Here is an 11,781-nt window from a genome sequence, read left to right as displayed (position 1 = left end):
GGCCGGACACCAGGCGCCTGAGCGCTCACTCCGCCATCGGTATCCGATAGTTTTGGGCCATATGGGAAAAATCATTTATATTAGAAATAAATGCTATGAAAAATTAAGCCTCTTTCTCCTCTTCGCGGGTCTCCTCACCGTCACTTCCCAGGCCCAGATAAAAGACGCACTTTCCAGGGCGACCAGCTCCGGAGCGGCCAATGCCGGTAGTCTGCTGAAACAATTTGCGGGCGCGATAAAACCGACCTCCTTCCTTCCGTCATGGGGCAGCGGCGGGAAGACCGACTGGCTCGCGGCCGCGGGTAAGGTGTCCAGCGCCGTTAGTATGGCGAAGTCGGTCAGCGGGCTGGCCGGGTTTATCAAGCCGGATATGTTCAAGCAGGGTTTTAGTGTCGGAAGTCTTACGCAGGCCGCGGGCGCCGTCAAGACGTACGCTGACGCCGGCAATGTGCTGAAGAGTCTGGAGGGCGGGCTCAAGCCGGAGGCGATGCTCAGCAGCTGGGCTACCAGGCGGCCCGCATGGCTGAACGCGCTGAATATGCTTAAGTAGTTCGCGCGTGCTGGAGGACGACGCGATAGAGCTCTTCCGGGCTAAAGGGTTTTACCACGATGTCGTTGAGACCAGCGGCGAATGCTTCGCTTTCCACTCTTTCGGCATACTGGCGGTCAGGGCAATAATGGGGATCGTTTCACCTCTTTTACGGAGTAGGATGGTGGCTTCATAGCCGTCCATCACCGGCATGTGCAGGTCCATCAGGACCAGCTGATGGCGTGCGGGATTGAGTGCGGTCAGCGCTTCTTCTCCATTGGTGGCCACGTCTACAATGGCGCCGTTGTTCTCCAGCATCGTCCGGGCGACGAGTACGTTGAGCGGATTGTCTTCGACCAGGAGGATCTGGATGCCGTGGAGGGGAGCCTGGCCGTCAGCCGGCGAGGCGCTTTTCTCTTCACCCGCGGCTTCGGCGCTGATCGGGAAGGTCTGGGTAAAATAAAAGCAGGAGCCTTCGCCGGGTTTGCTCCGCAGCTGGAGCAGGACGCCTTGCAGCTCGAGGATCTTCTTCGTGATGGCCAGACCCAGGCCTGTGCCGCCATAGCTGCGGGAGGTGGAGGAATCCGCCTGGGTAAATCTGTCAAAGATCATCTGCTGCTTCTCCGGCGCGATCCCGATGCCCGTGTCCGTGACCTTTACGGTAACCGACAAAGAATCCGGCCACCGATGGTCCACGACGAGCGCCAGCGTCACCGATCCTTCGCGGGTAAACTTGATCGCGTTGTGTACAAGATTATTGATCACCTGGCTGGTTCTGGTCGGGTCTCCTATGAGGCGTTTGTCGAGGCTGGGGTCGATGTCGATCAGGAGCGCTATTCCCTTCTCGTCCGCCGTGTTCTTCAGGCCGGCCACGATATTGCGGGCGATGGCGGGCAGGTCAAAGGAGATCTGTTCGAAGCCGATCTTGCCTTCCTCGATCTTATTATAGTCAAGAATATTGTTCACGATAGAAAGCAGGTTATTGGCGGAGAAAAGCAGGACGCCGAGGTCTTCTTCCTGGTCGGCCCTGGGCTTGTTGCGCAGCAGCAGGTGCGTCATCCCGATGACAGCGTTGAGGGGCGTCCTTATTTCGTGCGACATGGTGGACAGAAATTCGGATTTTACGCGGAGGCCCTGCTGCGCGAGGAATGTAGCACGGCGGAAGGTATGCGCAAAGCGGTGGGACAGCGCGAGGGACTGTAGAAAAAAGAACCCGATATAGCCGAAAGAACAGCGGTATCCGCAGGTCGGGGATGACGAGGAAATAGTGCAGGTTCATCATCAAAAAGATGAACAGCATGACGGCGGTACTCAGCAGCGCGAAGAGAGAGCCGCTTCGTTTGTGCCGCGCGGCCTGGATATAGATATACATCGCATAGGCGATGCAGAGGAACATCACCAGCAGGAAGTAGACGAGAAATTTGGTGAACACCAGGGTCGGGGTAAAGATGATGACGGCGGTATAAAGAATGCAGAACCAGATCATCCCTTTCAGGATCACCGGGTGGGAATCGTCGGGGTAAAGCTTACCGGTGTAGAGTGTGAATAGAATTATCCCTATGGACAGCGTAAGGTATTCCAGACGGGTGGTGATAAACCAGTCCATGTCGGAGAACAGCGAGTGGAGGGCGTAGTGATTGGTACCTACCATCCGGTAGCTAAAAACGATACAGAATAACGCGAAATAGAGGATCGTGCGGTCGTTGCGTCCGAATACGAATAGGCCCAGAAAAAACAAGCCTCCCATGAACAGACAGCCGGCCAGCAGGAAGTCATAGGCTGAGTCGCGGTATTTTTCAGGATGAGCTGGTCCTTGTCGCCGAGCAGGATCTCCTTATAGGGCCCGCCGCGGTTGTGCCAGAAGTTGGCTACCTGCATGACCATGACCAGGGTATCGGAGCCGTTTGCGGGAAGGACTACGGTACGGGTGACCCAGAAAGGTTTGGCTTTTTCTTCCGTTGTTGCCGGCTGGCCGTTCTGCGCCTGTACGATACCATTCACATATAGTGCGAACGAACAATAGGCGTCCGGGACCTCGAGACCCAGCCTTGGTCTTTTGGAAGGGAGAAGGATGGTAAGGGTATACGTTGCATAGCCCTGGGACGGGATCTTTGCTCCGTTGAGCGTAACGTCGCTCCATAGCAGGGGAAAGGGAATATAGGTGGGTGTCGCGGAGGGCAGGCTGTCGGGGGTGAGTAGACGATCCCAGTAAAAGCCCCATTCGCCGCTGATCGGAACCGGTTTCGAGAAAAGACTGGTCTTCCGAAGGTCCAATACCCCCATTTTGGCCACGGGTGTAGTGTCACCTCCGGCAAGGCAGGAGAGACCCGGGGCCATCAGCAGGGTGAATACGGTTATAATCGGCAGTCTTCTCTTCATAAAGCCGTGCTACAATCAGGAATAATAGGTGTCAGCCGGACCGGGGTCCAGTTCTCGTCCTTTAACGCAGATTGTCCGATAAAATTGATCAATCCGATAAAAAAGAGACCCGCCGTCATGGCAGGTCTCTCCTAAGTAATTTGGGAATAAGTTATTTCTTCTCGAGAAGTTTGAAGAACTGATCCAGCTGAGGCAGGATAACGATGCGGGTGCGGCGGTTAGCGGCGCGACCTTCTTCAGTACCATTGTCGGCAACGGGAACGTATTCGCCACGGCCGGCAGCTGTGATATGAGCCGGGTCGAGGCCGTATTCCTTCTGCAGGATGCGAACCACAGAGGTAGCACGCTTAACAGAGAGGTCCCAGTTGTCTTTCAGCATGCCGGGATGATTGTAAGGCTTGTTGTCGGTGTGGCCTTCAACCATGAACTCGATATCAGGCTGAGCCTTCAGGACAGAAGCGACTTTGCCGAGAACGGTCTTGGCAGAAGGAGTGACTTCGAACTTACCGCTGTTGAAGAGCAGCTTGTCGGAGATGTCGATATAGATGACACCCTTGTCGACCTTGATGTTGATATCCTTGTCGTCCATATTGCCGATAGCGCCTTTCAGGTTCATGACGAGCGCCATGTTTACGGAGTCCTTGTGCGCCAGTTCAGCCTGAAGGTTCTGAATATAGGCGTCCTTGTTACCGATATTATCCAGAGATTTCTTTATGCTCTCTGCCTGAGAGTTGGAGATAACAGAAAGATCTTGCAGTTGTTTGAGGGTAGCGTCGTGGTTTTGCTTCAGGAAGTCGATCTGCTTGTTGAGGGCGTCGATCTGGTTTTGCAGAGCTGTTTTTTGGCTTGCATCCTGAGCGGTAAGGTCGTTACAGTTTTTAAGGTCGCCTGCCAGCTTCGCGTTAGCGGCTGTAAGGGAGTCGATCTTTGCCTGAGCAGCTTTGAATTTCTTTGAGCTTACGCAAGAGAATAGGAACACAGAGAGAGCAGTGAAGAGCAATGTTTGTTTAAGCTTCATCATAGTAATATCATTTATTTAAAAAATTATTATTCTCCCTCGCCTATGGTCATGCGGCCGGATTAGAATAATGTGCCAAAGATATAGCAACAAACCAAGATACCATACTTTGTTGGTTGGAAAAATAGGCGAATTTAATGCCAAATTCATGGCAGCCATGATATATGCAAATGCTGAAAGGTATTAAACAAGCCGTGGAACGCCCGTGTATCCTTGTTTTGCCGTATATTTTAAAATCACCCGCGCAATGGGACGAAAAAGCGGCCCCAGGCCTGCCATTGAGGGTCCCGGTCGCCGCAAACTCAGGCCAGGCTTGTATTACAGAGCGCGGAACCTAACCCGTAAGCCGGGAGTGACGCCGCGGAAGAAATCGTTAAAATAGACGAGTGGTTCGATCACGAGCTTGCCTCCCCTGAGCCGCCAGTCACCTGCTGAGAGCCTGAAACTGTGTTCCGGAAAGTAAGTTCCCTCCCGTCGGACCAGATAACCTATAGAAATGTTTGTATATAGTCCGGTACTCTCCGTGGGCGCCCCTTTCTTGTCGGATCTGTCATAGCCGTAGCGGAGAACCACGAAATCGTTGCGAAAGGTGCCGGGCCGGCCCTGCGGGTCGTTTCCGAAAAAGAAACCCGGCTCCCACCAGGCGCCGAATGTATGGATATTGTATTTTCTTTCGAGGCGTATGGTGGCGCCCAGGCTTGCGGACGGGACAAAATAATTCTTGTAGTTCTGTATGTTGAGGTAGCCGTCAAGCCTGAGCTGGACTTTATCCCACGGTTTCTGTGTGACAGAAGGATCGGAGTCCCTTCTGAAAACCCCGTCCTTCGTGCTCCGGGAGCCTCCGTCCTTCATCAGCCTTATCTTTTCGCCAAGGCCGGCGGTGACCAGGCTTTCCAATTCGTCATAGCTGTTGATAAAAAACCCTATCCGGTCATAAAGCGTTTGTCCATTACGGAGAGACACCAGCAGGATGAAGATGGTGTCCTGTCTCAGCCGGAGCCGGGCGGGTTCGCCGTCGCCGAGCAGGAAGGTAGCGCCCTGGGGAAAGACCTGGCGAAGGCGCATCTTCTTATGACCGGAAGCGTCGGACAGATAGTCGATGCGTTTTGCGGTCAGCGGATTGGCCAGCGAGTCATGAAATGGTCGGAGGTCGCTGAGGAAGACCATCAGAACAGAGTCGATATTCCGGAGTCGGTCGGGGCCGCTGGCATCACCGAATTCTGCCTGAAGCCGGTTGCCTTTGCCAAGAGTGACATAGTACGTGCTTTTGATGCTGAAGGGAGGCGGGGTAAAGAGCTTGTCTTCCGGGGAAAGATGTTCGTAGGTTCTGTCCTGGGCATAGGAAGAGGCCTGGATGCTTAGCAGCAGGAGGCTAAGCAGGCCATTGAGTAAGGTTCGCATATAGTTTATTGTCGGGTTTTGAGAAGTATTTCGATTCTTAGATCTGGTTCACCGCTGTGTTTGAATGTCGAGGTCATGGCGGGCCCGGAATGGATGGGGTTGTCGATCTCGTTGATATGGACTACTCTTAATTGTTTGGTTATTAATAACTTATTGTTTGAGTCCGGGAATAATGCCGCGACTATAGGGGCTGGTGGAGTGGTTGAGGGGGACGCGGACGCGGGGTTTGAGGCGGGGGGCGCCGACGCGGGGTTTGAGGCGGGGATCGCCGGCGCGGGCGACGGGGGGATTGGACGCTTTGACAACCCAGAGGCGGATTGGGGACGGCGGTTCACGGGATGGGGAACGACCGCTTCGTCAGCCGTTGGGCTGGTTCTGAAAACGACTTCGCCCTCGGTGGTGTGACTGGCTGGCTGGGTCACGGTACCCGGTCGGGCGGGGGCGGGAACTTGCGTCTGGCCGGCAGGTACAGGGCGGCAGGGGCCAGCATCAGAAGCAGGCAGGCCGCGGCGATCCAGTATATCAAATGGCGGCGCGGACGTCGGACGACGGGTCCGTTTCCGATGCGGCGGTTCAGCTTTTCCCAGCTGTGGTCCCGGCTGTCGAGGCCGTGTTCGGGCAGGGCGTCACGTGAGCCGAGCAGGCTTCGCCATGAAGAAAATTCATCGTGCTTTTCGTTTGACATAACTAATCCCTTTTTTCGATAACATTTTTTGCAATAGCAGCCGGGCCTTACTCAGCTGGGACTTGGAGGTCCCCTCCGAGATACCGAGGGCCGCGGCGATCTCTTTGTGTTCCATTCCTTCTATAACGTGGAGGTTGAATACCGTGCGGTAGCCCGTGGGCAGCCGGACGATAAGGTCGAATATCTCTGACGCCGACAGACTGGACAGCGGCTCTTCGACAAGGTCTTCGGCGACGGTCTCCGTCCCGAAGGAAAAAATGGGGCGCCGGCGAAGGAACATCAGGCACTCGTTGACCATTATCCGTTTGATCCAGGCGTAAAGGGCGGCATCTCCCTGGTAGCGGAACTCCTTCAGGTTCCGGAAGAACTTGCAGAACCCGTCCAGCAGGATCTCTTCGGCGTCCTCGCGATTCTTCACGTACCGGCAGCAGAGGGCCATCATGGGGTCGGCGAGGAGGTCAAAAGACCCCGCTGCGCTGCTGCGTCCCCATGCCGGGCGTCCTCGATCTGTTCGGATATATTCATCGGTGCTGGTTGTGTTACCCGGCGGGTTCCGGGCGTCGCTGGTTAAATGCAGTTTATGAAGACCGGGTTGCCCGGAAAGTTAAAATGTTTTGGCGTTGAAAAATCCGCGGTTCACGCAATGGTTCACAGACTGCGGCCACAACCCAGGTTCGGACGTTGAAAAGCCGATCCGCCTTCCTCCGCGGACCGCGCAAAACCGATCCGATCTCCTCCCAAAAAAAGCGCTGAACCAAAAAAGTTAGTGTTGAATGCTAAAAAGATTAGTGTGTATAAAATAATTCCCATACCTTTACTGAATCAATAAATTTGGGAGAATTAAAAACTACTTTATGTCAAATCAAACAGGTGCCAATGCCGAGAAGCTCAAGGCTTTAAAGCTGACGATGGATAAAATAGACAAGGACTTTGGGAAAGGGAGCGTGATGATGATGAATGAGAAGAGCCAGGATCCGATGGAGGTCATTTCCACGGGTTCGATCGGACTCGACATGGCCCTGGGAGTTGGCGGTTTACCCAAAGGCAGGATCGTCGAGATCTACGGCCCCGAATCCTCCGGTAAGACGACTATCGCAACCCATATCATAGCGGAAGCCCAGAAGAAGGGCGGGATGTGCGCCATCATCGACGCGGAGCATGCTTTCGACAGCATATATGCGCAGAAATTAGGCGTCGACGTCGACAACCTGCTGATCTCTCAGCCCGACTATGGCGAGCAGGCCCTCGAGATCGCCGACCGGCTGATCCTTTCCGGCGCGCTGGATGTCGTAGTCATCGACTCCGTTGCCGCACTCGTGCCAAAGGGTGAACTCGAAGGCGAGATGGGCGACAGCAAGATGGGACTGCAGGCGCGTCTGATGTCTCAGGCGCTGAGAAAGCTGACGGCTACTATCAGCAAGACCAATACCATCTGTATCTTCATCAACCAGCTGCGCGAAAAGATCGGCGTCATGTTCGGCAATCCCGAAACGACAACCGGCGGTAACGCGCTTAAATTCTATGCTTCGGTTCGTCTGGACATCCGCCGTATGGCGCAGATCAAGGACGGCGAAGAAGCGGTAGGTAACAGAGTAAAAGTTAAAGTGGTAAAGAACAAAGTGGCTCCGCCTTTCCGCGCTGCCGAATTCGATATCGTTTTTGGTGAAGGCATATCCAAGATGGGTGAGATCGTCGACATGGGCGTCGAACTTGGGATCGTCAACAAGAGCGGCAGCTGGTTCAGCTATGGCACTGACAAGCTGGGACAGGGTCGTGATACGGTAAAACAGTTGCTGCACGATAATCCTGAACTGGCCGGCGAGATCGAAGGCAAGATCAGAGAGAAAGTCAAAGAGATGCAGAATAGCTAAGAAGTTAGTTTGTTTTTATTTTAATTGGGTTAGTAAGTATACGGCCCCGATGTCTATCGGGGCTTTTTTTATTGGCCTTGCGCCGGCTATTTTGCAGTGTTGGGGGAACGAGTTTATATAGCACCGCGTCCGCGGAACTTGCGAGTGAGTGATGGAATTGTTATTGGCTGGTAAACGAGTTGTGAAGACGAAGTTTGACAATTTCGATGTGTTCAGGAAGTTCTACTCATTCAATACGTATAACTACGCATCCCGCTGCTGGTGCGGGCTCCCGTCCATAACTCCCTAAAAATAAAAAAGGGGTCTGAATAGAAATTCAACCCCGTTTTAAAATCCAATATCCTATGAAAAACCAAGATAAAGGTAGAGGAATAAAATCAATTCTGCAATACCATTTTTCGGTAATTTCTTTTTTAAGGCTTTTTTAATTCTTCAACAACTGCTGGGAAATTGCTCTATTGCTTTCTTTATCAGTAACTCGGAGTACATACATCCCGCGCTCGAGCGACGATGCATTTATTATCTGGATACCGGGCTGCAACCGTTTGCTCAGGCGTATAGAACCCGCGGCATCGACGATCTGGATATCGATGCTGTGTTCGGTGCGGACAATAAACAATTTATCTACGGGATTGGGGTAAAACCTGAAGTCGACATCGCCGGAAAGACTCAGCTGGAGCGGCTTTGAATAGAAAAGGCCGTTAGACTGACTGGTATATTTTATCCGGTAGAAATTGGGGCCGTTGGGGGGTGCTATATCGATTATCTCGTAACGCCGCTGCTGCTTTGCCGATCGCAGCGCGACTATCGTCTCATAGTGCAAGCCATCCGGACTACGTTCAACAACAAAGTAATCGCCTTCTATGGCACTGTCGACATCCCATCCCAACCAGACCTTATTGGACTCTCTTACCGCTGCAGTAAAGTTGACGATCGCCGGCTGACCCGCCGACTGCATACGCGGATCCGTCGCGGAATCCGGCGCCTGCTGGGCGCGGGCAGAGCATGCCATGGCCACAGCCAACAGAAAGCAATAGGTTAGTCGTTTCATTGACCTAGGTTAGTAAGTATATCGGCGATACCGTCAGAATAATGGGACGAAGAGTCTAACAAATTTCATGCCTGAACGAAAAACGCTGCATCGCCGGGAAAATTTCTTTGAAGGTGTTATAATATTCTTAAAGCCCGGTATCTTACGGCATGCAAACACCGATAAGGAAACTGAGTACTTTCAAACGGATAGCGCTCGTTGCGCACGACAACAAAAAAGCCGAGCTCATCGAATGGGCCGTCTATAACAAACGGGCGCTGGCGCAGCACCGGCTGTATGGCACCGGAACGACCGGCAGTCTCATAGAACAGGCGCTGGGCCAGTCTGTGAGCAAGTTCCTCAGCGGCCCGCTGGGCGGGGATCAGCAGATAGGCGCCAGCATCGCCGAAGCCAAACTCGACATCCTCATCTTCTTCTGGGACCCCATGGAAGCCCAGCCCCACGACCCCGATATCAAGGCGCTGCTGAGGGTAGCCGTTACCTGGAATATCCCCTTTGCCTGCGACCGGGCAACCGCCGACTTCATCCTCACATCCCCGCTGATGCTGGAAGAATATGAGATCCTCGTTCCTGACTACACGCAATACACCACAAGACTACAGCGCTAAATCGTTTAATCATGAGAAAACAACTGCTTACTACGGGCCTGCTGCTGGCCTGTTCCCTGACCTGGGCCCAGCCCAAACCGCTGGCGGGCTTCGACGACGCCTCCTCCCAGGCCCAGCAACAACTCGAGTCCACCTACGACGGCTATCTGCGGGCCTCCAATATCGACAGCGGCATCCGCATCATGTCCGCCCGGCCCCATCATGTCGGCTCTCCGGGCGATAAGGCCGTCGTCGATTATATCTATAATAAGCTGAAGAGCTGGGGCTACGACGTTCAGACGGAAACCTTCTATACCCTCTTCCCCACTCCGAAAGAAAGGCTGCTCGAAATGACGTCTCCTGCCGTTTGGAAAGCCGGACTCGCCGAACCCGCCCTGAAAGAGGACGCCACGTCCGGCCAGACCCGCGAGCAGTTGCCCACCTATAACTGCTGGTCACCCGACGGGGACGTGACGGCGCAGCTGGTATACGTGAACTATGGTATACCCGAAGACTTTGACCGGCTGGAGCGAATGGGCATCTCCGTAAAAGGCAAAATCGTTATAGCTAAATACGGTCATTCCTGGCGGGGCATCAAGCCAAAACTAGCCCAGGAGCACGGCGCCATCGGCTGTCTGATCTACTCCGATCCACGCGACGACGGCTATGGCCAGGGCGATGTCTATCCGAAAGGCGCATTCAAAAGCGAATACGGCGTGCAGCGGGGCTCTATCATGGACATGCCCATTTACCCCGGCGACCCGCTGACCCCGGGCGTTGGCGCCACCAAAGAGGCAAAAAGACTCGAACGCTCCGACGCCCCCACCCTCCTGAAGATACCGGTGCTGCCCATCAGCTATCACGACGCCGAGCCGCTGCTGCGCGCGCTGGATGGCCCTGTTGCTCCGGAAGAATGGAGAGGCGCGCTGCCAATAACCTATCATATCGGCCCCGGCAGGGCGCAGGTCCACCTGAAACTGGCCTTCAACTGGGATACCAAACCCGTCACCGACGTCATCGCAAAGATGCCCGGAAGCGAATTTCCCGACGAATGGGTCATCCGGGGAAACCACCACGACGCCTGGGTCAACGGAGCCGCCGACCCGATCAGCGGTCAGTCCGCCCTGCTCGAGGAAGCCCGCGCCGTCAGCGAAGCTGCGGAAGACAGGATGGAAGCCCAAACGGACTATAGTATACTGCGCATGGGACGGAGAAGAGCCCGGCCTGATCGGCTCTACCGAATGGGTGGAGCAGCACGCCGAAGAGCTGCAGAAAAAAGCCGTCGTCTATATCAACTCCGATGAGAACGGCCGCGGTTACCTGGAAGCAGGTGGGTCACATGCGCTCGAGCCGATGATGAATGAGGTCGCCCGCGACGTCACCGACCCCGAGACCCATATCAGCATCCTCGACCGCCGTCACTCCCGTGAGCTGGTCAACGCCGCCGACAACGGCAGACTGGGAAAAGCCCTGCTACAGAAAAAAGGTTTTAGCCTGGGCGCGCTCGGCTCGGGATCCGACTATTCTCCCTTCCTTCAGCACCTTGGTATCCCCTGTTTCAACATCGGTTTTGGGGGCGAGTCCTCCGGCGGCGAATACCATTCCATCTATGACAGCTATGACGATTTCCGCCGATTCAAAGACCCGAGCTTCCAGTATGGGGTCACCCTCGCCAGGACGGCGGGCCGCATCACCCTCCGAATGGCGGACGCCACGGTCCTTCCCTTCGACTTCCGCGCCTTCTTTCATACCGTCAGCGGCTATGCGAACGAGTTGATCGGTCTTGTCGACCAGATGAGAGAGACCACGGCGCTGACGAACCAGGTGCTCAAAGAGAACCACTATGGCTATGCCGCCGACCCGACCGTGCAACTGGCGCCCCCTGCGGCAAAGGCGGAAGTGCCCTTTCTCAGCTGGTCGAGCCTCCAGAATGCGCTGACCCTGCTGGAGGCGGCGACTACCCGGTTGTCCGACAGCCTGTCCCACTCCCACCTGACAGGAAGCAGGGCAGACCTTGTAAATCAGGCGCTCTACAGGGCGGAACAACAATTGCTGTCGGATAATGGTCTGCCCCGCCGCCCCTGGTACCGGCATTCCATTTACGCCCCCGGCTTTTATACCGGCTATGGCGTCAAGACACTGCCGGGCATCCGGGAGGCCATCGAACAGCGCAACTGGAAAGAGGCGCAGGAGCAGATCGAGGTAGACGCGGCGGTGTTGCGTAAGTTCGCCGGCTACCTGGGCTCGATAGCCTTTTAAA

General features: G+C 54.8%; 14 protein-coding genes. 6 read left to right on the top strand and 8 right to left on the bottom strand.

From position 1 onward, the window contains the following. The first annotated feature begins 61 nt into the window (after positions 1-61). Positions 62-550 (top strand): hypothetical protein, encoded by a 489-nt coding sequence (locus tag ACQ86N_RS45230; RefSeq protein WP_431212794.1) that lies wholly within the window; start codon positions 62-64, stop codon positions 548-550. Positions 551-601: 51 nt separating this feature from the next. Here the strand turns inward: ACQ86N_RS45230 and ACQ86N_RS45225 are convergent, their stop codons facing one another. The 5 genes from ACQ86N_RS45225 to ACQ86N_RS45205 form a co-directional block, all read right to left on the bottom strand. Beyond that, the gene (locus ACQ86N_RS45225; protein ID WP_431217861.1) at positions 602-1,594 is read right to left on the bottom strand and encodes an ATP-binding protein; all 993 of its coding nucleotides are present in this window, start codon (positions 1,592-1,594) and stop codon (positions 602-604) included. Further along, the gene (locus tag ACQ86N_RS45220; protein WP_431212793.1) at positions 1,509-2,267 is read right to left on the bottom strand and encodes a 7TM-DISM domain-containing protein; all 759 of its coding nucleotides are present in this window, start codon (positions 2,265-2,267) and stop codon (positions 1,509-1,511) included. Before ACQ86N_RS45220 ends, ACQ86N_RS45225 begins: the two co-directional genes overlap by 86 nt. Continuing rightward, the gene (locus tag ACQ86N_RS45215) at positions 2,174-2,908 is read right to left on the bottom strand and encodes a hypothetical protein (protein ID WP_431212792.1); all 735 of its coding nucleotides are present in this window, start codon (positions 2,906-2,908) and stop codon (positions 2,174-2,176) included. Before ACQ86N_RS45215 ends, ACQ86N_RS45220 begins: the two co-directional genes overlap by 94 nt. A gap of 151 nt (positions 2,909-3,059) precedes the next feature. Further along, the gene (locus ACQ86N_RS45210; protein ID WP_431212791.1) at positions 3,060-3,887 is read right to left on the bottom strand and encodes an OmpA family protein; all 828 of its coding nucleotides are present in this window, start codon (positions 3,885-3,887) and stop codon (positions 3,060-3,062) included. Between the two features lie 357 nt (positions 3,888-4,244). Next, positions 4,245-5,327: a hypothetical protein gene (locus ACQ86N_RS45205; protein ID WP_431212790.1), complete on the bottom strand. Its 1,083-nt coding sequence runs from the start codon at positions 5,325-5,327 to the stop codon at positions 4,245-4,247. Positions 5,328-5,525: 198 nt separating this feature from the next. On the opposite strand from ACQ86N_RS45205, the gene ACQ86N_RS45200 reads away from it, so the two are divergent. After that, on the top strand, positions 5,526-5,732 hold the full coding sequence (locus tag ACQ86N_RS45200) for a hypothetical protein (RefSeq protein ID WP_431212789.1): 207 nt from the start codon (positions 5,526-5,528) through the stop codon (positions 5,730-5,732). A 13-nt stretch (positions 5,733-5,745) separates the two neighbouring features. Here ACQ86N_RS45200 and ACQ86N_RS45195 read toward each other — a convergent pair whose 3' ends face one another. Together ACQ86N_RS45195 and ACQ86N_RS45190 are read right to left on the bottom strand one after the other, a co-directional pair. Next, on the bottom strand, positions 5,746-6,012 hold the full coding sequence (locus ACQ86N_RS45195; RefSeq protein WP_431212788.1) for a hypothetical protein: 267 nt from the start codon (positions 6,010-6,012) through the stop codon (positions 5,746-5,748). Next, on the bottom strand, positions 5,990-6,451 hold the full coding sequence (locus ACQ86N_RS45190; protein WP_431217860.1) for an RNA polymerase sigma factor: 462 nt from the start codon (positions 6,449-6,451) through the stop codon (positions 5,990-5,992). The genes ACQ86N_RS45195 and ACQ86N_RS45190 overlap by 23 nt, the downstream gene beginning before the upstream one ends. A 415-nt stretch (positions 6,452-6,866) precedes the next feature. Between ACQ86N_RS45190 and recA the strand changes: the two genes are divergently transcribed. Continuing rightward, positions 6,867-7,883: a recombinase RecA gene (recA, locus tag ACQ86N_RS45185; protein ID WP_431212787.1), complete on the top strand. Its 1,017-nt coding sequence runs from the start codon at positions 6,867-6,869 to the stop codon at positions 7,881-7,883. A gap of 424 nt (positions 7,884-8,307) precedes the next feature. Here the strand turns inward: recA and ACQ86N_RS45180 are convergent, their stop codons facing one another. Further along, a complete protein-coding gene (locus ACQ86N_RS45180) occupies positions 8,308-8,934 on the bottom strand; it encodes a T9SS type A sorting domain-containing protein (RefSeq protein WP_431212786.1) in 627 nt (208 codons plus the stop codon). 149 nt (positions 8,935-9,083) lie between these two features. On the opposite strand from ACQ86N_RS45180, the gene ACQ86N_RS45175 reads away from it, so the two are divergent. The 3 genes from ACQ86N_RS45175 to ACQ86N_RS45165 are packed head-to-tail and all read left to right on the top strand — an operon-like array spanning position 9,084 to position 11,780. Next, positions 9,084-9,542, top strand: a complete 459-nt coding sequence (locus tag ACQ86N_RS45175; protein WP_431212785.1) for a methylglyoxal synthase — start codon at positions 9,084-9,086, stop codon at positions 9,540-9,542. A gap of 11 nt (positions 9,543-9,553) precedes the next feature. Continuing rightward, the gene (locus tag ACQ86N_RS45170) at positions 9,554-10,825 is read left to right on the top strand and encodes a PA domain-containing protein (RefSeq protein ID WP_431212784.1); all 1,272 of its coding nucleotides are present in this window, start codon (positions 9,554-9,556) and stop codon (positions 10,823-10,825) included. After that, on the top strand, positions 10,710-11,780 hold the full coding sequence (locus ACQ86N_RS45165) for a transferrin receptor-like dimerization domain-containing protein (protein WP_431217859.1): 1,071 nt from the start codon (positions 10,710-10,712) through the stop codon (positions 11,778-11,780). Before ACQ86N_RS45170 ends, ACQ86N_RS45165 begins: the two co-directional genes overlap by 116 nt. Position 11,781 lies beyond the last annotated feature (1 nt).

Origin of the sequence: Puia sp. P3, from assembly GCF_050632245.1 — a bacterium.
Classification (GTDB): Bacteria; Bacteroidota; Bacteroidia; order Chitinophagales; family Chitinophagaceae; genus Puia.
Note: the sequence above shows the minus strand (reverse complement) of the source record. Positions and strands in the feature narration are given on the sequence as shown.